Source organism: Streptomyces sp. NBC_01381, from assembly GCF_026340305.1.
Taxonomy (GTDB): Bacteria; Actinomycetota; Actinomycetes; order Streptomycetales; family Streptomycetaceae; genus Streptomyces.
This window is the reverse complement of the sequence record NZ_JAPEPI010000001.1, coordinates 2926813-2947505: the sequence shown is the minus strand read 5'-3', so window position 1 is coordinate 2947505 and position 20693 is coordinate 2926813. Positions and strand designations below refer to the sequence as shown.

The window sequence follows — 20693 nt, the reverse complement described above, 5'->3', positions numbered from 1 at the left end:
GCGCCCCTTACGGCGTTCTACGGTTCCTACGTCGTCCTGCGCCGCTCCTTCAGCGCCGCACCCAGCGCCCCCAGGGCCGGCACGGACGCGACAAGCGCCGCCCGCTGCTCGCCGGAGAGCGTGGCGAGCGCGTCGGCGAAGATCTCCGCCCAGGCGTTCTCGATCAGGGCCATGCCCTGCTCCGCCTTGAGGGTCGGCTTCAGGCGCACCACCCGGCCGTCGTTCGGGTCCTTCTCGCGCTCAAGCAGTCCTTGGTTGACAAGACCCCGGACCGTGGCGCTCACATTGCTGGCGTGCAGGCCCAGTTCGCGGGCCAGGACGCTCACCGTCACGCCCGGTTCCGCGTGGACGTAGCGCATCAACTCCAGCTCCGACGGCGGCAGTCGCCACAGCCCCGCCTCCTCCATGCCCTGGAAGCGCAGGACCCGTGAGAGCGCGTACAGCGCGGGGGTCAGCTCCCTGGCGTGCTGGATCAGCCTGCGGTCGGCCTCGTCGTCCTTCACGTTCCGCTGCGCGTTCCTCTGCTCGGTCACACTCCCATGCTAGCGTCACCTATAGATATATAACTATCTCTAACTCGCCCCGGGGGTCTCTCAGCCATGCCCTTGCTCACCGCCGCGCTCGCGCTGCTCTCGTTCATAGGTCCGCTGTCAACCGACATGTATCTACCTGCCTTTCCGCGGATGGCCGAGGAACTGCACACCGACGCCTCCGGGGTGCAGCTCACGCTGACCGCGTTCCTGGTCGGGATGACGCTCGGGCATCTCGTCTTCGGGCCCCTCTCCGACCGCCACGGCCGGCGGGCGCCGCTGCTCGCGGGCGCGGCCGTGTGCACCGTGGGGACCGCGCTGTGTGCCGTCGCACCCTCGCTGGGGTGGCTGGTCGCGCTGCGGTTCGTGACCGGGTTCAGCGGGGCGGCGGGGGTCGTGATCAGCCGGGCCGTCGTCGCCGACCGGGTCCAAGGGGCCGCCGCGGCACGGCTGTTCGGGGTGCTCATGACGCTGGCCGGGATCGCGCCGATCATCGCCCCGCTGGCCGGCGGCGCGGTGATCGGGGCCGCGGGGTGGCGGAGCGTGTTCTGGGTGCTCGCCGGGGTGTCGCTGCTCGTGACGCTTGCGGTGGTGGTCGGCGTACCGGAGAGCCTGCCGAAGGAGCGGCGGCACGAGGGCGGGATGCGGGAGGTGGCGGCTTCGGTCCGCGAGGTCGTGGGCGATCGGGCGTACGTGGGCTACACGCTCGCCTTCACCTTCGGGTTCGGGATGCTGTTCTGCTACATCGCCGGGTCGCCGTTCCTGCTGCAGAACGTGCTGGGGATGGGGGTCGGGGCGTCGTCCGTCGCCTTCTCGGGCGGGGCCGTGGTCGCGACGGTCTCCAGTGCGGTGGGGGCCCGCCTTGTGGGGCGGGTCGCTCCCGAAGTGCTGCTGCGGGGTGGGTTGTTGGCGATGCTCGGCGGGTCTGCCGTGCTGCTGGTGCTGACGGTGGCCGGGCTTCTGACGACCTTGGTGTGCCTGGGGCTGCTGGCGGTGGTGTGCGGCGGGCTGGGGCTCGTCGTGGCCAACGCGGCGGCGCTTGCTCTGGCGCGTGTGCCTTACGCCTCCGGGGTGGGGTCCGCCCTTCTCGGGACCGCCCAGAGCGCGCTGGGTGCGGTGGTCGCGCCGCTGGTGGGGCTCGGCGGGGATTCCACTGCGGTGCCGCTGTTTGTGGGGATGACGCTGTGCAGCGGGGCTGCGGTGCTGGCACTTGCAGTGGGCGTACGCGGACGGGGTGCTCCTCTGTCTGAGGAGCACCCCGTCGTTAGTGGTGCTGGACGCCTTGGTTAGCGCTGGTCCGGCAGTGGTGCGTTGTGCCCACCCGTTCCGCCGTGCGGAACGCCTGCCCACAACGCGGGGCGGGCGGGATCGTGCCCCGTAAGGGGCACGGGGAACTGCGCGATCAGCCCCTACCGGCCCGCAGGCAGAGAACTACACCTGAGCCGGTTCCGGGTCGCCCGCATCGGGGGCGGCCTGAGGCGGGACGCCCGCCTTCTTCGCCCGCTTCGCCTCGCGCTTCGCGCGCCTTCGCTCCTTGCGGAGCTCCAGCATCGCGTACAGCGTCGGGACGAGGAGGAGGGTGAGGAGGGTCGAGGTGATCAGGCCGCCGATCACCACCACCGCGAGCGGCTGGGCGATGAAGCCGCCCTCGCCCGTGATGCCCAGGGCCATGGGGAGGAGAGCGAAGATCGTCGCCAGGGCCGTCATGAGGATCGGGCGGAGCCGGTGGCGGCCGCCTTCGATGACCGCCTCGACGACGCCGTGCCCCTGCTTGCGGTACTGGTTGATCAGGTCGATCAGGACGATCGCGTTGGTGACCACGATGCCGATGAGCATCAGCATGCCGATCATCGCCGGGACGCCCATCGGGGTGTCCGTGGCGATCAGCAGACCGATCGCGCCCGTGGCCGCGAACGGGATCGAGACCAGCAGGATCAGCGGCTGGGCAAGGGACCGGAAGGTCGCCACCAGCAGCATGAAGACGATCGCGATCGCGGCGAGCATCGCGAGCCCCAGCGAGGCGAACGCCTCGTCCTGGTCCTCGGAGACACCGCCGATGGACGCCGTGGCACCGTCCGGCAGCTGTAGCGCGTCGAGCTTCTTGGTGAGGTCCGCGCTGACCGCGCCGGTGTTCTCACCGGTCGGCTTCGCCGTGATCGTCGCGGCGCGCGCGCCGTCGATGCGGGTCATCGAGACCGGTCCGTCGACCAGCTTGACGGAGGCGATGTCACCAAGCCTGACGCCAGTGCCGAGGTTCAGCCCCCGCAGCTCGGCGAGGGTCTTCGCCGGCTTCGCCGACTTCACCACCACGTCGCGCTCGGTGTCGTCCAGGATCGCCTTGCCGCTCTGCGTACCGCGGACCGCCTGGGCGACGGCCTGGCCGAGGGTGGTGTCGTTGAAACCGGCCGCCGCCGCCTTGGAGTTGGCCTTGACCGAGATGCGCGGGATGCTCTGCGAGAGGTCGCTCTGGACGTCCATGACGTCGTCGATCTTCGCAACCTCGGCGCGCACCTCGTCGGACGCCTTGCGCAGCACGCCCGCGTCGGCGGCCTTGACGACGACGCTCAGGTCCTGGCTGCCGAAGCCGTCACCGGCCGCGATGGACGTCTGGCCGATGCCGGAGAGCTTGCCGAGCTCCTCCTCGACCAGGTCCTGCGTCTTGTCGTACGAGGACTTGTCCTTGAGCGTCAGGGTGTACGAGGCCTGGTTGGTGTCCGTGGAGCCGCCGAAGGCCGCCATGAAACCGGACGAGCCGACGGTGACCTGGTAGTCCTTGATCTCGTCGAGGCCGTCCAGCATCTTCTCGACCTTCTTGGCCGAGGCATTGGACGCGGCCAGGCTGGTGCCCGGCTTCAGCTCCTGCTTGATCGTCAGGACTTCCTGCTCGCCCTGGTCGAAGAAGTTGGTCTTCAGGAGCGGCGCCATGCCGAACGTACCGACGAGGATCACGATCGCGATGGCGAGGCTGGTGAAGCGGCGACGGGTCGCGAACCGCAGGACGGGGACGTAGATGCGCTGGAGCCTGCTCTTCGCCTCCTTCTCCTCGGCCTTGCGGCGGGCCTCCTCCGGGTCGGCGCCGCGCACGTCCTTGGGGGCGCGCAGGAACCAGTACGAGAGGACCGGTACGACGGTCAGCGAGACGAGCAGGGACGCCAGGAGCGCCGCGGTCACCGTCAGCGAGAACGAGCCGAAGAGCTCGCCCACCATGCCGCCGACCAGGCCGATGGGGAGGAACACCGCGACGGTCGTCAGGGTCGAGGACGTCACGGCGCCCGCGACCTCCTTGACCGCCTTGATGATCGCGGCCTCGCGCTCCTCGCCGTATCCGAGATGGCGCTTGATGTTCTCCAGGACCACGATCGAGTCGTCGACGACGCGGCCGATCGCGATGGTCAGCGCGCCGAGCGTGAGCATGTTGAGGGAGAGGTCGCGGGTCCACAGCACGATCAGGGCGAGGACGACCGAGAGCGGGATGGAGACCGCGGTGACCAGCGTCGAGCGGATCGACGCCAGGAAGACCAGGATGACGATGACCGCGAAGACCAGGCCTAGCGCGCCCTCGGTGGTGAGACCGTCGATGGACTTGGAGACGGCCGGGCCCTGGTCGCTCGCCACGGTCAGGTCGGAGCCGGCGCCGAGGTCCTTGCGGAGGTCGGGCAGCTTGTCCTTGACCGCGTCGGAGATGGCGACGGCGCTGCCGTCCTGGTCCATGGTGATCGCGACGGCGAGGCTTGGCCTGCCGTTGGTGCGGGTGATGGACGTGGCGTCGGCCGGCTGCTGCTTGACCGTGGCGAGGTCGCCGAGGCGGACCGGCTTGCCGGGGCGCTCCCCGGGCTTGGCCTCGGGGGTGACCATCAGGTCCTGGATCTGCTTCAGGGAGGTGAAGCCGCCGCCGACCTGGACGGTGCGGTTCTTGCCGTCCTCGTCGAAGGAGCCCGCGGGGAGCGTGGCGCCGCCCGCCTGGAGCGCCTGGCCGAGCGCGGCCGGGGTCAGGCCCGCCTTGGCCAGCTTCTTGTCGTCGGGGGTGACGTCGACCTGGAGGTCGCGCACGCCGTCGACGGTGACCTGGCCGACGCCGTCGATGTCCTCCATGGCGGGGACGACGGTGCGGTCGAGCTGGTCGGAGAGCGCCTGCTGGTCCTTGTCGGAGGTGACGGAGAGGACCACGGTCGGGATGTCATCCGTGGAACCGGCGATGACCTGCGGGTCGACGTCGTCGGGGAGTTCGGCCCCGGCGCGGTTCACGGCCTGCTGGACATCGGCGACGAGCTGCTTGGAGCCGTTGCCGTAGTCGAACTGGGCCATGATCACGGCGTTGCCCTCGCTCGCCGTGGAGGTGATTCCGGTGATCCCGTCGACCGCGTCGATGGAGGACTCGAGCGGTTCGACGACCTGCTTTTCGACCACATCGGGGGACGCGCCCTGGTACGGGGCCAGGACGGACACCATCGGAAGTTCGATGGAGGGCAGCAACTGCTGCTTGAGCTGAGGGATCGCGATGGCGCCGAAGACGAGCGCGACGATCGATATCAGCCCGATCAGGGCCCGTTGGGCCAGGCTGAATCGGGACAGCCAGGACATGGTGGTCTCTCTCTGTGGCGTACTGCGCAGGAACGGGCACCGACAGGCCGATGCCCGACCGGTGCCCCCTACACGATCTGCCATGTCCAGAGCGGGAGCCGTCACTCCCGGGTCCCGTTCTTATGCGGCGCATACTGCGGGCGCAGTACACAGCGCCCCGGCTCACTCCACCCTTGGACGTACCAGGCCCGATTCGTAGGCAATGACGACGAGTTGTGCCCGGTCACGGGCGCCGAGCTTCGCCATCGCGCGGTTCACATGGGTCTTCACGGTGAGCGGGCTGACTTCGAGCCGCTCGGCGATCTCGTCGTTCGAGTGCCCGCCGGCGACCTGGACGAGGACCTCGCGCTCGCGCCCGGTGAGCGCGTCGAGCCGCTCGCCGCGCGTGCCGCCGACGCCGTCACCGTCCGAACCGTCGCCCTGCGCGAGGAACTTGGCGATCAGGCCCTTGGTCGCCGCCGGGGAGAGCAGCGCGTCGCCGGCCGCCGCGATGCGGATCGCGCCGAGCAGCTCGTCCGGCTCGGCCCCCTTGCCGAGGAATCCGGAGGCCCCCGCGCGCAGCGACTGCACTACATACTCATCGACCTCGAAGGTCGTCAGCATCACCACGCGTACGTGGGAGAGATCGGGGTCGGCGCTGATCAGCCGGGTGGCGGCGAGACCGTCCGTGCCGGGCATCCGGATGTCCATCAGGACCACGTCGGCGGCCCGCGCCTTGGCGAGCTCGACGGCCTCCGCGCCGTCCGACGCCTCGGCGACGACCTCCATGTCGGGCTCGGAGTTCACAAGCACCTTGAACGCGCTGCGCAGCAGTGCCTGGTCGTCGGCGAGCAGCACCCGGATCGTCACGCGGTGGTCCCTCCCTCTGCCGGGCTGACCGGCTTTGCCGTGACGGGCAGGATCGCATGGACGCGGAAACCGCCGCCGTAGCGGGGGCCCGCGGTACAGCGGCCGCTGAGCGCGCTGACGCGTTCACGCATGCCGATCAGCCCGTGCCCACCGCCGTTGTTCTCGTCGTCCTGGGGCTCGGCGCTCTCTCCCGGGCCGTCGTCGAGAATGGTGACCTCGATGTTCGGTCCTACGCGGACGACGCTGACCTCGGCCTTGGCGCCCGTGCCCGCGTGCTTCTGTACGTTGGTGAGGGCCTCCTGGATGATGCGGTAGGCGGCCAGGTCGGCTCCGGCCGGCAGCTCCGTGGCCGCGTCGCCGCGGGTCACCTCCACGGGGAGTCCCGCGTGCCGGAAGGTGTCGACGAGGTCGTCGAGGTGGGCGAGGCCGGGGGCCGGTTCGGTGGGGGCCTCGGGGTCGCCGGACTGGCGCAACAGGCCGACGGTGGCGCGCAGTTCGTTGAGCGCGGAGCGGCTGGCGTCGCGCACGTGGGAGAGGGCTTCCTTCGCCTGGTCCGGCCGCTTGTCCATGACATGGGCCGCGACCCCGGCCTGCACATTGACCAGGGCGATGTGATGCGCGACGACATCGTGCAGATCTCGGGCGATGCGCAGGCGCTCCTCGGCGACGCGCCGCCGGGCCTCTTCCTCCCGGGTCCGTTCCGCCCGCTCGGCGCGCTCCCTTATGGCGTCGACGAAGGCACGGCGGCTGCGGACAGCGTCGCCCGCGGCGGAGGCCATGCCGGTCCAGGCGAAGATGCCGAGGTTCTCCTGGGCGTACCAGGGCAGGGGGCCCGCGACCATCGCCACTCCGGTGAGGCCCGTCATGGTGATCAGGCCGATGCGCCAGGTGGTGGGGCGGTTGGTGGTGGCGGCGACGGTGTAGAGGGCGACGACCGCGCTCATGACGACGGCGCCGCGGTACTCGCCGGTGACGAGGTCGATGACGGAGACGGCGCAGGTCGCGGCGAGTACGAGCCAGGGGTCGCGGCGGCGGAAGATCAGCGCGGCGGCGCCGAGGACCATCAGGATCACGTTCAGGGTGGCCGGGGTGCGGGTGCCCCAGCTGGGTCCTCCGTCGTGCCGGTACGGCTCGACGAGCGACCCGATGACCATGCAGACGAGAACCGCCGCCGCGAGGGCGCCGTCCACCGCCAAGGGATGCGCCTTGGCCCAACAGCGGCCCCGCACAAGAGTCGTCACGCCTTAAACGGTACGGGGCCCTGCGGGCTGCCGGGACCGCTCTGCCGCCTCGCCCTACTTTCCGCACCCCGGGGTGCCCGGAGCCGTTCCGCCGCTTCGCGGCGATTTCCCCACCCACCCACCCGATTACCCGGAGCTGTGGGGTGATCGCGTGGGCGGGCCGGGAGACTTACCCGAACTGCGAGGGAACCGGGCGGGGTGGACGAGAGACCGGAGCCACCGGACCGACGGGCTGGCGGACCAGAGCAATCGGGCGGGCCGGGGGAGGCCAGAGCTGCCTTGCAGCCGGGCCAACGGACCTGAGAATCGCCCCAAGCTCCCGAGCAACCCGACGGGCGGGCTGAAGACCGGAGACACCCGGTGATCGGGCCAACGGACCGGAGAATCGCCCCGAGCCGCCGAGCAATCGGGCGGGCGGGTGGGAGACCGGAGCTACCGAGTAGCCAGGCCAGCGCAACAGAGAATCGCCCCGAGCACCCGAGCAATCAGGCAGGCGGGCCGAAGGCCGGAGCCACCCGGTCATCGGGCCGGCGGACCGAAGAATTGACCTGAGCTGCCGAGCAATCGGGCGGGCGGGCGGGACGTCGAAGTTGCCAGGTGACGGGTCGGCGCGGGGCGAGGGATTGACCGAGCTGCCGAGTGATCGGGCCGGCGGGCCGAAGGCCGGAGCCACCCGCCATCAGCCGGCGGACCGAAGAATTGACCTGAGCTGCCGAGCAATCGGGCGGGCGGGTGGGATGTCGAAGTTGCCAGGTGACGGGTCGGCGCGGGGCAGGGGATTGACCGCGCTGCCGAGTGATCGGGCGGGTGGGTGGGGAAGTGCCGGCGCGGAGCGGCGGTTCTGCGCGCCACCCCCGGAGGGACCCTCAGCCGGGGATCAAGCCGTCGTCGTTCAGCATCTGGCGGACCTCGTCCAGCGTCGCGTCCTCGGCGGGGAGGATCAGCTCCGAAGGTTCCAGCGCCTCGTCCGGGAGGGGCTCCCCCAGCTCCCGGACCTTGTCGAGCAGCGCGCCCAGCGTCCTGCGGAAGCCGGACTCGTCGCCGCCCTCCATCTCGGCGAGCAGCTCGTCGTCCAGTTTGTTCAGTTCGGCGAAGTGGCTGTCGGCCAGCTTCACCTGCCCCTCCCCCATGATCCGTACGATCATGTCGCCCTCCTCGGACGTGAGCGGTATGCGCAGGGCTACTGCTTGTCGAAGCGCGGAGTGTCCTGCGGCTGCTGGGCCTGGGGCTGTCCCTGACCCGGCTCGATGGCCTGCTTCGGCGTCGAGCCGCCGGCCAGTTCCGCCTTCATGCGCTGCAGTTCCAGCTCTACATCAGTACCACCGGAGAGGCGATCCAGCTCGGACTGGATGTCGTCCTTGGCCAGCCCGGAGGAGTCGTCGAGGGCACCGGAGGCGAGCAGCTCGTCGATCGCGCCGGCCCGCGCCTGGAGCTGCGCGGTCTTGTCCTCGGCACGCTGGATGGCCATGCCGACGTCGCCCATCTCCTCGGAGATGCCGGAGAAGGCCTCGCCGATCCGGGTCTGCGCCTGCGCGGCGGTGTACGTGGCCTTGATCGTCTCCTTCTTCGTACGGAAGGCGTCGACCTTGGCCTGGAGTCGCTGCGCCGCGAGGGTGAGCTTCTCCTCCTCGCCCTGGAGCGTCTGGTGCTGGGTCTCCAGGTCCGTCACCTGCTGCTGGAGCGCGGCACGGCGGGACAGGGCCTCACGGGCCAGGTCCTCGCGGCCGAGCGCGAGCGCCTTGCGACCCTGGTCCTCCAGGGTCGACGACTGCTTCTGGAGCTGGCTCAGCTGCAGCTCGAGGCGCTTGCGGGACGTCGCCACGTCGGCGACTCCACGGCGCACCTTCTGCAGCAGCTCCAGCTGCTTCTGGTAGGAGTAATCGAGGGTTTCGCGCGGGTCCTCGGCCCGGTCAAGGGCCTTGTTCGCCTTCGCGCGGAAGATCATCCCCATACGCTTCATGACACCGCTCATGGGCTTCGCGCGCCCCCTTCTGACGGACTTCTCAGCTCCAGGTACTGCAACAGAACCCACAGTACGGGCCCTGCATCCATTACCGCACTGTTCGCGTGCGGATGCGCTCATCCCCAAGGACGACTGCATCCCGCCGCGCTCCGGCGTAGGGAGTAGGTGTACCCCTGTGATCCGCCCGCAAAGCGCATGCAAACTACACCGAACGTCCCCGTAGACACATAATCAAGACGCGCGGTGTTGCCGGATCGTTCCCATCGGACTGGGGTCCACACGTCCGCACCCCGTACCCTTGGGTTTTGTGTTCCGTAGCCGATCCAAGGACGAGAAGGCCCCGGCGAGCAAGGCCCCGGTGACCGACTCCCAGCAGCCCCGTGACCCCGAGGCCCCGAAGGGCCGCCCCACGCCCAAGCGCAGTGAGGCCCAGACCCAGCGCCGCAGCGTGGCCAACACGCCTGTGACGCGCAAGGAGGCGGCGAAGCGGCAGCGCAGCGAGCGCCGCGTCCAGATGGACAAGCAGCGCCAGGCGCTTGCCAGCGGTGACGAGCGCTATCTGCCCGCCCGCGACAAGGGTCCGGTGCGCAGGTTCGCCCGTGACTTCGTGGACTCGCGGTTCTGCATCGCCGAGTTCTTCCTGCCGCTGGCCGTGATCATCCTCGTACTGAGCATGGTCCGGATCCCGCAGCTGCAGAACATCGCGCTGCTGCTCTGGCTCGCCGTGATCGTCCTGATCATCGTGGACTCGGTCACCACCGCGTTCCGTCTGAAGAAACGCCTTGCCGAGCGCTTCCCCGACGAGAGCAAGAAGGGCGCCGTCGCCTACGCCCTGATGCGTACGCTCCAGATGCGCCGACTGCGACTGCCCAAGCCGCAGGTCAAGCGCGGAGAGCGGCCCTGAGCGGTTTCGCCGGCGGAGCGGCCGCCTGGCTGGAGAAGCTGGGCGGTCTGCGCAATGCCGTACGCCAGGAGCTGGTGTCCCGGCAGCTCGACGAACAGATAGCAGGGCGCTTCCCCGTGGGGCAGCGGCTGCGGGTGCTGGACGTGGGCATGGGCCAGGGCACGCAGGCGCTGCGGCTCGCGCGTGCCGGTCACAAGGTGACGGGCGTCGAGCAGGATCCGGCGATGGTCGCCGCGGCGCGTGCGGCGCTCGACGCGGAGCCCGAGGGCATCCGCGGGAGGATGCGGATCGTCGAGGGCGACGGGCACGAGACCGGGGTGCACTTCCTGCCGGGCAGCTTCGATGTCGTGCTGTGCCACGGCGTCCTCATGTACGTCGAGGAGCCGGACGCGTTGCTCGCGGGGCTTGCCCGGATGCTGGCGCCCGGCGGGCTGCTTTCGTTGCTCGTACGGAACGCGGACGCGCTTGCCATGCGGCCGGGGCTGGCCGGTGACTGGGCGGGGGCGCTGGCCGCGTTCGACTCGACGTCGTACCGGAACCGGCTCGGCATCGAGGCGCGGGCGGATCGGCTCGACGCGGTGGTGGCGTCTCTCGCCGGGATCGCGGCGCCGTTGCGTGCCTGGTACGGGGTGCGGGTCTTCACCGATACGGCGGCGGATGACGCGGGTGTACCCGCGGAGGCCGAGCTGTCCGCGTTGCTCGCCGCCGAGGAGCGGGCCGGGCGTACCGACCCGTACCGCCGGGTCGCGGCTCTTTTGCATGTGTGTGGGGTACGGGACTGACTGATCCGCCGCTTCGCGGCGGATCTTTCCGCACGCCCACCCGATTGCCCCGCAACTCAGTGCGCCGTATGGGGGCGAACGGGACACTCGGGACATGAATGTCTCGCGCACCCGTGCTGTCACCGTGACCGCTTCCCTTGCCGCCGCCCTCCTCGTCGCAGGCTGCTCAAGCTCCGGCTCCGGGGACTCCGGTGAGTCCACCACGCAGGCCGCGCCCGCCGCCGCGAACGATCTGCAGGAGGACTACCAGCAGGTCATCGAGGACGTCCTGCCGTCGGTCGTGCAGATCGAGGCCTCCGACAGTCTCGGCTCCGGCATCGTCTACGACGGCAAGGGGCACATCGTCACCAACGCCCATGTCGTGGGCAAGGAGCAGACCTTCAAGGTGACGACGGCCACCGGTGAGCTGACGCTCGGCGCCGAGCTCGTCGCCGCGTACCCGGAGCAGGACCTCGCCGTCATCAAGCTCGACGACGTGCCGAGCGGGCTCAAGGCCGCGAAGTTCGGGGACTCCAACAAGGCCGAGGTCGGGCAGATCGTGCTCGCCATGGGTTCGCCGCTGGGTCTTTCGTCCAGCGTCACGCAGGGCATCGTCTCCGCCACCGGCCGGACCGTCAGCGAGGGCAGTTCGGGCGGCGGTACCGGCGCCACCATCGCCAACATGGTGCAGACATCCGCGGCGATCAACCCGGGCAACAGCGGCGGCGCCCTGGTCAATCTCGACAGCGAGGTCATCGGCATCCCGACGCTCGCGGCGACCGACCCGGACATGGGCGACAGCGCGGCGCCCGGCATCGGGTTCGCGATCCCGTCCTCGATGGTGAAGACGGTCGCCGACCAGATCATCAAGGACGGCAGGGTCACCGACTCGGGCCGGGCCGCGCTCGGCATCACGGGGCGGACCGTGCTCGGCGACGACTACCGTCCCGCGGGCGTCGCCGTGGTCGAGGAGCAGCAGGACGGTGCGGCGGCCGACGCCGGCATCGAGACCGGCGACATCATCACCAAGGTGGGCGACGCCGACATCACCACGATCACCTCGCTCTCCGAGGCACTTGCCGGGCAGCAACCGGGCGACAAGACGGAAGTGACGTACGTGCGGGACGGCGCCGAGAAGACCGTCGACGTCACGCTGGGCGAGATGTAGCCGGACGTGCGGGAGGCGGTGGCCGACGGCCACCGCCTCCCTCATGTCCAGGCCCGGCTCAGCCCTGCGCCGCGTCCTCCGCGTGCAGGCTCATCGGTCCGTAGATCTTGTTGGCGTCCTCGAAAAGCGACACTTGGTCGGCGCCGCCCTCGGCGAGTTCTTTCCAGTACTCGCCGACCCAGGACTCCGCGTCGCCCTGAGTGGTGAACTCCTCGGGCTGCAGCGCGGGCTGGACCTCCGTCCCGTCCGCCTTCTCGAACCGCCACGTCCATGCCGCCATGCCAGCCTCCCGATGGTCCGACAGCTGTCTCAAGCCGCTTGAAGCCTAGCCGGGCGAGCGGTGCTCGCGGTGACGCGGGAGGATCTTCTCGTGGAACTGACTCTGCTCGGCACCGGCGCCCCTGAAGGCCTGCCGCGCCCCGGCTGCCCCTGCGCGGCCTGCGCGACCGCGCTCGGCGACGCCGCACGCGCCGCGACCGCGCTCCTCGTCGACGGCGTTCTGCTGCTCGACCTCACGCCTGGCGCCGCCCTCGCGGCCGCCCGCTCCGGGCACACGCTCGGCGGCGTACGCCAGGTTCTCCTCTCCCATCCGCACGACGGCCCATCGGTGGAGGTGCCGGCCGGTCTGCCGCAGCCGGGCCGGGTCCCGGACGGGCGGGAGCTCGCACTGCTCACCGGGCACCGGGTGCGCGCGGTGGCGATGGACCACCCGGGCACCGGGTACGAGGTGGTCGGGCCCGACGGGGAGCGGCTGCTGTATCTGCCGCCGGGCGGTGCGCCCTCCGGGGTGCCGGACGACCATCCCGCGTACGAGATGGTCGTGGCCGATGTCATCGGGCGCCCCGACGGGCTCGCCCGGCTGCGGGCGGCGGGCGCCATCGGGCCGACGACGGACATCATCGCCGTCCATCTGAGCGATGAGGTGCCGCCCGGCGCGGAGCTGCGGCGCAGGCTCGCGGCCGCCGGTGCGCGGGCCGTGCCGGACGGTTCGACGCTGGTGGTCGGCGCCTACGAGGACGTACCGGACGTGCCGCGGCGCACCCTCGTCGTGGGCGGCGCTCGGTCGGGGAAGTCGGTGGAGGCCGAGCGGCGGCTCGAGGCGTTCCCCGATGTGCTGTACGTGGCGACGGGCGGGACCAGGAACGGCGACTCCGAGTGGGCGGACCGGGTGAGCGCGCACCGCGAGCGGCGGCCGGGCTCGTGGAGCACCGCCGAGACCTGCGATCTGGTGCCCCTGCTCGCCGAGAACGGGCCTCCCCTGCTCATCGACTGCCTGTCGCTGTGGCTGACGTACGCGATGGACGAGGTGAACGCGTGGGACGACGCCGAGTGGGCGGGCGGCGGCGAGCGTGCCCTGCGCAAGCGGGTCGCCGAGCTCACGGACGCGGTGCGGGCGACCCGGCGCACGGTCGTCGCCGTCTCGAACGAGGTCGGCTCGGGGATCGTCCCCGCGACCGCGTCGGGCCGTCGCTACCGCGATGAACTGGGCCGTCTCAACGCGGCGTTCGCGGCGGAGTGCGAGCAGGTCCTGATGGTCGTGGCGGGCCAGGCGCTGGTCCTGCGGGGCTGACGGGACCGACCGGGCCGGTCACGTGTCCGGGTTCCTGCGGGCGATGATCCGGTAGGCGTTGGAGAACCGGGTGCGGCTGACCACGGGCGCGAGCAGCCGGTCGGCCAGGGCGGCGGCGGCGAGCAGCGGGATCGCGAGGCGGGCCGCGGCGCGGATGCGGCCGAGGGCGACGGCGAGGCCCGCGGTCAGGTCGAGCGGGATGTGCGGCTCGCGCCGGTCGGTGGCCACGACGGTGTAGCCGAGGCTCTCCAGCTCGCGCCGGAGTGCGGTGAGCGGGATGCGGTGGTGCGGCTCGGGCCGGATCCAGCCCTTGGCGAGCAGCCTCGCGTACCGGCTCTCCGGGACGGGGACCTCGATCATCAGATGGCCGCCGGGCCGCAACACCGTGCGGGCGGCGATGAGTTCGATGCGCGGGTCGGCGCTGCGCTCCAGGTAGTGGAACATGCTCAGCGCGTCGTAGCGCCCCGCGAGCTTCGGCGCGAGATCGGCGAGCAGTCCCCGGTGGGCCTCCTCCACGCGGCCCGCCGCGCGCCCCCGCTCCACCCGCCCGGTGCGGTCGAGCCCGTCGAAGGCGGTGTACGGGTGGACCTCCTTGGCGGCGGCGGGGAAGTCCCCGTGTCCGGTGTCGATGTCCAGCCAGCTCTCGGGCTCGGTGAAGCGGCCCATCGCGCGGGCGCGGGCCCGGTGACGGCGGGCGGCCGGGTGTGGGGCGGCGAGGACCTTCTCGGCCTGGGCTGCGGCGGCGTGGGCGGCGTCCATGGGGGTGGAGGGCTCCTCTGTCCGACGGTTCGAGCAGCACGACAATCCCCTTGAAACGGTACGTAAGGGATGATCGACACCAGGGCAATGACACCACGGAGGCGACCACGCGGGGCCCCGACCCTCCCGGTACTGTTCGGCGAATGAGCTCGCTGAATCTCGACGACTTCACCGACCTGATCGAGCGCCCCGACGGCGGGGTGCGGCGCGACGCCGAAGAGCGCAGGGAACGGCAGAGCGTGCCGCCCGGGGCGCTCGGGCGCCTCGACGAACTGGGCGAGTGGCTGTCCGCCGCCCAGTCGTCGGTTCCGGTCAGGCCGATCGAGCGGCCGCGCGTGATCCTGTTCGCGGGCGATCACGGGGTCGCCGAGCTCGACGTCTCCACCAGGCCCGCGGGCAGCGCGGCCGAACTCGTGCGCTCCGTGCTCGCCGGGGAGAGCCCCGTCGCCGTGCTCGCGCGCCGGCTCGACGTACCGGTCCGGATCGTCGACATGGCCCTGGACTGCGACCCTGCCGAGCTGCCCGCCGAGGTGGCGGGTCACCGGGTGCGGCGCGGCTCGGGGCGCGTCGACATCGAGGACGCGCTGACGGCCGAGGAGGCCGAGGCGGCGCTGCGGGCCGGGATGGCCGTCGCCGACGAGGAGGCCGACTCCGGCACCGATCTGGTCGTGCTCGGCGATGTGAGCGTCGGCGGGACGACGCCCGCGGCGACGCTGGTCGCCGCGCTCTGCGGGACCGACGCGTCCGTGGTGACCGGGCGGGGCGGCTCGCCGATCGACGACCTGGCGTGGATGCGCAAGTGCGCGGCGGTCCGTGACTCGCTGCGGCGGGCGCGGCCCGTGCTCGGGGACCAGCTGGAGCTGCTCGCGGCGGTGGGCGGGGCGGACATCGCCGCCATGACCGGGTTCCTGCTGCAGTGCGCGGTGCGGCGTACGCCCGTGATTCTTGACGGGGTCGTGGCCTCGGCGGCAGCGCTGGTGGCCCAGCGGGTCGCCTTCCGGGCGCCGGACTGGTGGCTCGCGGGGCATGCCAGCGGAGAGCCGGCGCAGGCGAAGGCGCTGGACCGGATGGCGCTTGATCCGGTGCTCGAACAGGGCGTGAAGCTGGGTGAGGGGGTGGGGGCGCTGCTGGCACTTCCCTTGGTGCGGGCCGCGGCCGCGCTCTCCGCCGAGCTGCCGGAGCGGGCACCTGAGCCGACGCCTGAGCCTGAGGAGTAGGCACCCCGGAACGCCTGCCCCCAACAAGGACATCACGCCCCATATGATCCCTTTTCATGGGAGATGAGCCGGATGTTTCTTCTGGGCGTAATCGACGGATCGCCGCGGGCTTCAGTGTCTGGTACTTGCGCGCCGTCACCTTCATCAACTTTCTGAGCGCGGTCTGGGTCTCCCTGGGGCAGGATCTGCGGCGGCACAACACCGAGAACTACTTCACCCCGTATCTGCTGACGGCAGGATTCGCCTCGGGGGCGTTCACGATGTTCCTGGCCATCACGATGCGCCGCCGCAAACGCGCCGCCTGGATTCTCAACCTCGTACTCAGCGGGCTCTTTCTGCTGCTCTTCGCGTTCGCGATGGTCTTTCCGGAGATCCGTCAGCACGCGCAGAACTGGATCTCCCTCGTCCTGACCGCCGCCTTCGTCGCCTCGCTGATCGTCGGGCGCCGGGAGTTCTACGCCAAGGGCGACCGCTCGAACCCCAAGCTCGCCGCGGCCGTCGCGGTCGGCGGTCTGCTCGTGACCTCGCTGATCGCCGCGCTCCTGGTCACCGTCACCAACCACGCGCACGACGAATACCGTTCGACCTTCCTCGACCGCTGGCGCTACGGCACCATGCGGCTCGTCTCGCTCGCCGCCGACGACACACGGTTCGAGGGCATCGCCACGCCGGGCTGGGTCAACGTCACCATCAACGTGCTCAGCACGCTCCTCCTCCTTGCCGTGCTGTACGCCGCCTTCCGCTCCCGCAAGGCCGTCGACCCGCTCACCGAGGACGACGAGACCAAGCTGCACGGGCTGCTCGACAAGTACGGGGAGCGCGACTCGCTCGGGTACTTCGCGCTGCGCCGCGAGAAGAGCGTCGTGTGGTCGCCGAGCGCCAAGGCCGCGGTCGCCTACCGGGTCATCGGGGGCGTCTCGCTGGCCTCCGGTGATCCCATCGGGGATCCGGAGGCCTGGCCCGGCGCCATCGAGCCCTGGCTCGCCGACGCCCGCGAGCACGGCTGGATCCCGGCCGTGATGGGGGCGAGCGAGGAGGCGGGCACGATCTACGCGCGGCACGGGCTCGACGCGCTCGAACTGGGCGACGAAGCGATCGTCGAGACCGCTGAATTCACCCTGGAGGGACGGGCCATGCGCACCGTCCGGCAGGCGTACAACCGGGTCAAGCGCGCCGGGTACGAGGTGCGGATCCGCCGTCACGAGGACATTCCGGCCGACGAGATGGCGTATCTGCTGGAGCGCGCCGACGACTGGCGCGACGGGGCCACCGAGCGCGGCTTCTCCATGGCGCTCGGGCGGCTCGGCGATCCTGCCGACGGGCGGTGCGTGATGCTCGAATGCACCGACGGGGACGGCGAGTTGAGAGCGGTGCTCTCGTTCGTGCCCTGGGGGCCGAACGGGCTCTCCCTCGACCTGATGCGGCGCGACCGCGACGCCGAGAACGGCCTGATGGAGTTCATGGTCATCGAGCTGCTCCAGCGCGCCCCGGAGATCGACGTCACTCAGGTGTCGCTGAACTTCGCGATGTTCCGGTCCGTCTTCGAACGTGGCTCGCGGCTCGGCGCGGGCCCGGTCCTGCGGTTGTGGCGCTCGCTGCTCACCTTCTTCTCCCGGTGGTGGCAGATCGAGTCGCTGTACCGGGCCAACGCGAAGTACCGCCCGATCTGGGAGCCGCGCTTCCTTCTCTTCGAGAAGAGCGGCGACCTGCCGCGCATCGGCATCGCGTCGGCCCGCGCGGAGGGCTTCCTGGAAGCGCCGGGCCTGCCGAAGTGGCTGCACCGCAAGCATCTGGAGTCCCGACGATGAGCGCCCCGTCCCCGTCCCTGTCCCGGTCCCTGGCCCGCATGGCACGCGACGAGTGGGGGCCGCTGTACGCCGCGGTGCGGGACGGGATCGTGGCCCGGCGGTGGCGGGCCGCGCCGATGACGCTCGCCGCGGTCTGTCTCACCGCCCTGTGCCAGTTCGTCCAGAACCAGCCCTGGGGCTATCAGTACGTCCAGAACATCGGTTCCGTACGGGCCGAGGACCCGCTCTGGCTCGCCCTCCTGCGGACCCCGCTCTCGCTCTTCGTACCCGCACTCGACCTGCCCGTCTGGGGCGCGCTCGCGCAGATCCTGCTGGTGTTCGGCATCGCCGAGATCTGCGTCGGCTGGTGGCGCACGCTCCTCATCGGCTACGCGGCCACCCTCGCGGGCACGCTCTACGCGCGCGTGGGCATCGCGTGGGGTCCCGGCAACCCGCTGGGGCTTCCCGCGTCCAACGCGCAGGTCGTCGACACCGGTCCATCCGCCGCGGTGGTGGGGCTCGCGGTCTATGTGTGCTGGCGGTACCGGGCGTGGTTCACGGGGGTTCTGGTGATCGCCGTGATGGTCATCGAGGTCTTCGTGAAGAACAACCTCGCGGGCAAGGAGCATTTGGCGGCGATCGCGGCCGTACTCGTCCTGTGCGGCTGCTCGGCGGTGCTTCAGCGGCGCGGGCGCGCGAGTTCCGTGTCGGGCTTGCCGCCGATCCAGTCCTGAACCTTGCGGCGCGGGCCGGCCCAGCGGCGGTCGTGGCGGTAGGCGCGCAGGCCGGCGCGGGCGCGGGAGCGGTGCCGGTTGCGGTAGAAGCGCCTGGCCCATGCCGATCCCGGGCGGGCGAGGCGGATCGCGCCCACCAGCGCGACCAGCGGGATCACCATGCCGATCAGCGCCGTCTGCAGCTTGCCCTTGGCCAGGGCGACCAGGGCGCAGCAGCAGTTGAAGGCGACGTTCAGGGCGAGCGCGGCGCGGTTGCTGCGCTCATCGGGCGACATGTCGTCCACGCCGAACGGGGTGAAGCCGGTGAGGATGAGCACCACCAGGGCCGCGGTGAGCATCACCACCTCGACGCTCTTGCGGCCCTGTTCGCTCCAGTAGACGTCGTCGAGGTAGAGGATCAGCGCGAACTCGTCCAGGACGAGCCCTGCGCCGATCCCGAACATGACCGCCGCGAGCATCGGCCCCAGGCTGTGCGAGCCCGCGGCGACGGCCCAGAAACCGCCGACGAGCATGAGGAAGATGCCGGGTACGACGTGATGGATGTGTACGTCGCCCGAGCTGAGGTTCCGGAAGGGGCCCTTGCCCGCGCGGATGAGGCGGGTGATGGTGCGGGTGACGAGGAACGTGACGACGAAGGAGAGCAGGGCCAGGAGGAGCGGGAGCTTTCCCGGCTCCGTGATGTTCCGGTACCACCAGTCGGCCATGGGGCCATCCTGGGCCGGGGTTCCGCTTGCCGCACTTCGCTGCGGGCGAGTGGGGGCTTTCCTGTGCCGCCGCTTCGCGGCGGATCTTTCCCGCCCACCCACCCGATTGCCCCGCATCAGCCTCCTGCTGTGGGCAGGCGTTCCGCAAGGCGAGTGGGGCCTCCCCTGCTCGAGCGAAGCCGAGAGCTTGGGGAAGGGTGGGCACAGCGCCCATGCCGGGTGCCGATTGACTCGACGGTCAGGCCAGATACCCTTCCGCGGTGCCCCGAACCTCCCCCGCCGACGGCCCCCGTTTCGCCTTCGGCACCCTCACCGCGCTGCCGGTCAAGGTCACCCGGTGGGACCGCGAAGCCGCCCGTGCCGGGATGCTCTGCGCTCCGCTGGCCGGCCTCACCGTGGGGCTGTTCGCCGCGGCACTCGGCGGTGCGCTCATGGCCCTCGGCGCAGGTCCCCTCCTCGCCGCCGTGGCGACCGCCGCAGCCCCCGCCGCGCTGACCCGCGGCCTCCACCTCGACGGCCTCGCCGACACCGCCGACGGTCTCGGCAGCGCCAAGCCCCCAGAAGACGCCCTGCGGATCATGAAGCAGTCCGACGTCGGGCCCTTCGGCGTCATCACGCTGCTCTTCGTGCTGCTCGCCCAGGTCGCCGTCCTCTTCCAGCTCTACGACGCCTCATGGGCCAGGGGCGCACTCGCCGCGGTCGTCTCCGCGGCCGCGGCCCGGCTCGCCCTCACCCTGGCCGCCCGCACGGGCGTACCCGCGGCCCGCCCGGAGGGCCTCGGCGCCGCCGTGGCGGGCACCGTCCCGCGGAAGGCCGCGCTGCTCACGGCGGCCGGCGTCACCGCGGCCGCCGCGGCCGCCGCCGTGTCCTTGGGAACGTACGAGACCGTGCAGTACGCGGCCGCCGTCGTCCTCGCGGTCTGCGCCGCCGAACTACTGCTGCGCCACTGCGTCCGCCGCTTCGGCGGCATCACCGGCGACGTCTTCGGCGCCCTCGCCGAGACCGCCGCGACGACGGCCCTGGTCGTCCTAGCCCTCGGCTGAGGCGCACGCCTCGCGCCAGACCCCCAGCTCGTACTTCTTCAGCATCGACGACAGGTTCAGCTTCCGCGACTGATCGCAGAACCGCCGCGTCGGCAGCTCGTACTCGACGTGGAAGACCGCCTTGCCCGCCGCGATGAACGGCTTCCAGCGCTCGCACTCCTCGTACTGCGCGCACTGTTCGTTCACCGCGAAGTCGAAGTCCCCGACGAGGTCCGGGATTTGGTCCGGGTCGTTCTTCAGACCGACGGCCATCCCGCGCTCGTGCGCGAGGCGGGCGATCAGACGGTTGTAGCGGAGCTGGTCGGCGCCGGTGAGGCGGAATCCTGTGCGGTTCGCGTAGCCGTCCATGTTGTCCGGCTCGACCGCGTCGAAGCCCTTGTCGCGGCACATGTCGATGCGCTGCGCCATCAGGGGTTCCAGGACGTCGGTGCGACGGATGTCGAGCCAGCGCTCGCCGTCCCAGCCGTTGCTCCTGCCGATGACCGCCCGGGGGAACTTCCCCGCGTCGGGGCGGAACTCCTCCCAGGCGCCGGTGGAGAGATAGCAGATGACCTTGCGGCCGCGCCGGTGCAGATCGGCGACGGTCGCCTCGGAGTGGTCGAAGCCGTCGATGTCGTAGACGGGGACGTCGACGGAGGGGTCGAGCTTCCCGCTCAACTGCCACTGCCAGGCCGTCCCGGGGCGCGGCTGCCACCGCGCTTCGTCCGGCTTCTCCTCCGCGGGCGCCGCGCAGCCCGCGAGCACCAGCAGAACGAGGAGCACGGCGGCACGTCGAAGGTGGGCTGACACGGGCTCACCGTACGGGAGGTGACGCGGGCTCACCACACGGGAGGGGCCGCTGTGCGACGGCCCGCTCACACTGCGTACACCATCGTGAACACG

At 71.0% G+C, this 20693-nt stretch carries 19 protein-coding genes; 9 read left to right on the top strand and 10 right to left on the bottom strand.

What is annotated here, in order from left to right; all coding sequences use genetic code 11:
- Positions 1 to 26: 26 nt before the first annotated feature.
- Positions 27 to 533 carry a MarR family winged helix-turn-helix transcriptional regulator gene (locus OG453_RS13865; protein WP_266867835.1) on the bottom strand — a complete coding sequence of 169 codons (507 nt, stop codon included), beginning with the start codon at positions 531 to 533 and terminating at the stop codon, positions 27 to 29.
- 66 nt (positions 534 to 599) lie between these two features.
- On the opposite strand from OG453_RS13865, the gene OG453_RS13860 reads away from it, so the two are divergent.
- Positions 600 to 1820, top strand: coding sequence for a multidrug effflux MFS transporter (locus tag OG453_RS13860; RefSeq protein ID WP_266867833.1), 1221 nt, complete (start codon positions 600 to 602; stop codon positions 1818 to 1820).
- 141 nt (positions 1821 to 1961) lie between these two features.
- Here OG453_RS13860 and OG453_RS13855 read toward each other — a convergent pair whose 3' ends face one another.
- The 5 genes from OG453_RS13855 to OG453_RS13835 form a co-directional block, all read right to left on the bottom strand.
- Complete coding sequence (locus OG453_RS13855) at positions 1962 to 5111, bottom strand: efflux RND transporter permease subunit (RefSeq protein ID WP_266867831.1); 3150 nt, start codon at positions 5109 to 5111, stop codon at positions 1962 to 1964.
- A gap of 162 nt (positions 5112 to 5273) precedes the next feature.
- A complete protein-coding gene (locus OG453_RS13850; RefSeq protein WP_266867829.1) occupies positions 5274 to 5960 on the bottom strand; it encodes a response regulator transcription factor in 687 nt (228 codons plus the stop codon).
- Positions 5957 to 7201, bottom strand: a complete 1245-nt coding sequence (locus OG453_RS13845; RefSeq protein WP_266867827.1) for a sensor histidine kinase — start codon at positions 7199 to 7201, stop codon at positions 5957 to 5959. Before OG453_RS13845 ends, OG453_RS13850 begins: the two co-directional genes overlap by 4 nt.
- Before the next feature lie 866 nt (positions 7202 to 8067).
- Positions 8068 to 8346: a hypothetical protein gene (locus OG453_RS13840; protein WP_266867825.1), complete on the bottom strand. Its 279-nt coding sequence runs from the start codon at positions 8344 to 8346 to the stop codon at positions 8068 to 8070.
- A 35-nt stretch (positions 8347 to 8381) separates the two neighbouring features.
- Positions 8382 to 9173 carry a PspA/IM30 family protein gene (locus tag OG453_RS13835; RefSeq protein WP_266867823.1) on the bottom strand — a complete coding sequence of 264 codons (792 nt, stop codon included), beginning with the start codon at positions 9171 to 9173 and terminating at the stop codon, positions 8382 to 8384.
- 298 nt (positions 9174 to 9471) lie between these two features.
- Between OG453_RS13835 and OG453_RS13830 the strand changes: the two genes are divergently transcribed.
- From OG453_RS13830 to OG453_RS13820, 3 genes are all read left to right on the top strand, one after another.
- Positions 9472 to 10068, top strand: a complete 597-nt coding sequence (locus OG453_RS13830; protein ID WP_266867821.1) for a DUF3043 domain-containing protein — start codon at positions 9472 to 9474, stop codon at positions 10066 to 10068.
- Between the two features lie 74 nt (positions 10069 to 10142).
- On the top strand, positions 10143 to 10850 hold the full coding sequence (locus OG453_RS13825) for a bifunctional 2-polyprenyl-6-hydroxyphenol methylase/3-demethylubiquinol 3-O-methyltransferase UbiG (protein ID WP_266867819.1): 708 nt from the start codon (positions 10143 to 10145) through the stop codon (positions 10848 to 10850).
- A gap of 94 nt (positions 10851 to 10944) precedes the next feature.
- Positions 10945 to 11997, top strand: coding sequence for a S1C family serine protease (locus OG453_RS13820; RefSeq protein WP_266867817.1), 1053 nt, complete (start codon positions 10945 to 10947; stop codon positions 11995 to 11997).
- Between the two features lie 58 nt (positions 11998 to 12055).
- On the opposite strand, the gene OG453_RS13815 is transcribed toward OG453_RS13820, so the two are convergent.
- Positions 12056 to 12277: a hypothetical protein gene (locus OG453_RS13815; RefSeq protein ID WP_266867815.1), complete on the bottom strand. Its 222-nt coding sequence runs from the start codon at positions 12275 to 12277 to the stop codon at positions 12056 to 12058.
- 90 nt (positions 12278 to 12367) lie between these two features.
- Between OG453_RS13815 and OG453_RS13810 the strand changes: the two genes are divergently transcribed.
- Positions 12368 to 13567, top strand: coding sequence for a bifunctional adenosylcobinamide kinase/adenosylcobinamide-phosphate guanylyltransferase (locus OG453_RS13810; protein ID WP_266867813.1), 1200 nt, complete (start codon positions 12368 to 12370; stop codon positions 13565 to 13567).
- An 18-nt stretch (positions 13568 to 13585) separates the two neighbouring features.
- On the opposite strand, the gene OG453_RS13805 is transcribed toward OG453_RS13810, so the two are convergent.
- Positions 13586 to 14326, bottom strand: a complete 741-nt coding sequence (locus OG453_RS13805; RefSeq protein ID WP_266867811.1) for a class I SAM-dependent methyltransferase — start codon at positions 14324 to 14326, stop codon at positions 13586 to 13588.
- A gap of 143 nt (positions 14327 to 14469) precedes the next feature.
- On the opposite strand from OG453_RS13805, the gene cobT reads away from it, so the two are divergent.
- Genes cobT through OG453_RS13790 form a run of 3 tightly spaced genes read left to right on the top strand, consistent with a single transcriptional unit; the run spans position 14470 to position 18064 of the window.
- The gene (gene cobT / locus OG453_RS13800) at positions 14470 to 15543 is read left to right on the top strand and encodes a nicotinate-nucleotide--dimethylbenzimidazole phosphoribosyltransferase (protein ID WP_266867809.1); all 1074 of its coding nucleotides are present in this window, start codon (positions 14470 to 14472) and stop codon (positions 15541 to 15543) included.
- A gap of 56 nt (positions 15544 to 15599) precedes the next feature.
- A complete protein-coding gene (locus tag OG453_RS13795) occupies positions 15600 to 17351 on the top strand; it encodes a phosphatidylglycerol lysyltransferase domain-containing protein (RefSeq protein WP_266867807.1) in 1752 nt (583 codons plus the stop codon).
- Positions 17348 to 18064: a hypothetical protein gene (locus OG453_RS13790; protein WP_266867805.1), complete on the top strand. Its 717-nt coding sequence runs from the start codon at positions 17348 to 17350 to the stop codon at positions 18062 to 18064. The genes OG453_RS13795 and OG453_RS13790 overlap by 4 nt, the downstream gene beginning before the upstream one ends.
- Here the strand turns inward: OG453_RS13790 and OG453_RS13785 are convergent.
- Positions 18010 to 18768, bottom strand: a complete 759-nt coding sequence (locus tag OG453_RS13785) for a hypothetical protein (RefSeq protein ID WP_266867803.1) — start codon at positions 18766 to 18768, stop codon at positions 18010 to 18012. The genes OG453_RS13790 and OG453_RS13785 overlap by 55 nt on opposite strands.
- Before the next feature lie 260 nt (positions 18769 to 19028).
- Here OG453_RS13785 and OG453_RS13780 point away from each other — a divergent pair, with 260 nt between their 5' ends.
- Positions 19029 to 19811, top strand: a complete 783-nt coding sequence (locus OG453_RS13780; RefSeq protein WP_266867801.1) for an adenosylcobinamide-GDP ribazoletransferase — start codon at positions 19029 to 19031, stop codon at positions 19809 to 19811.
- Here OG453_RS13780 and OG453_RS13775 read toward each other — a convergent pair.
- Positions 19797 to 20600: an endo alpha-1,4 polygalactosaminidase gene (locus OG453_RS13775; RefSeq protein ID WP_266867799.1), complete on the bottom strand. Its 804-nt coding sequence runs from the start codon at positions 20598 to 20600 to the stop codon at positions 19797 to 19799. The genes OG453_RS13780 and OG453_RS13775 overlap by 15 nt on opposite strands.
- Between the last annotated feature and the right edge of the window lie 93 nt (positions 20601 to 20693).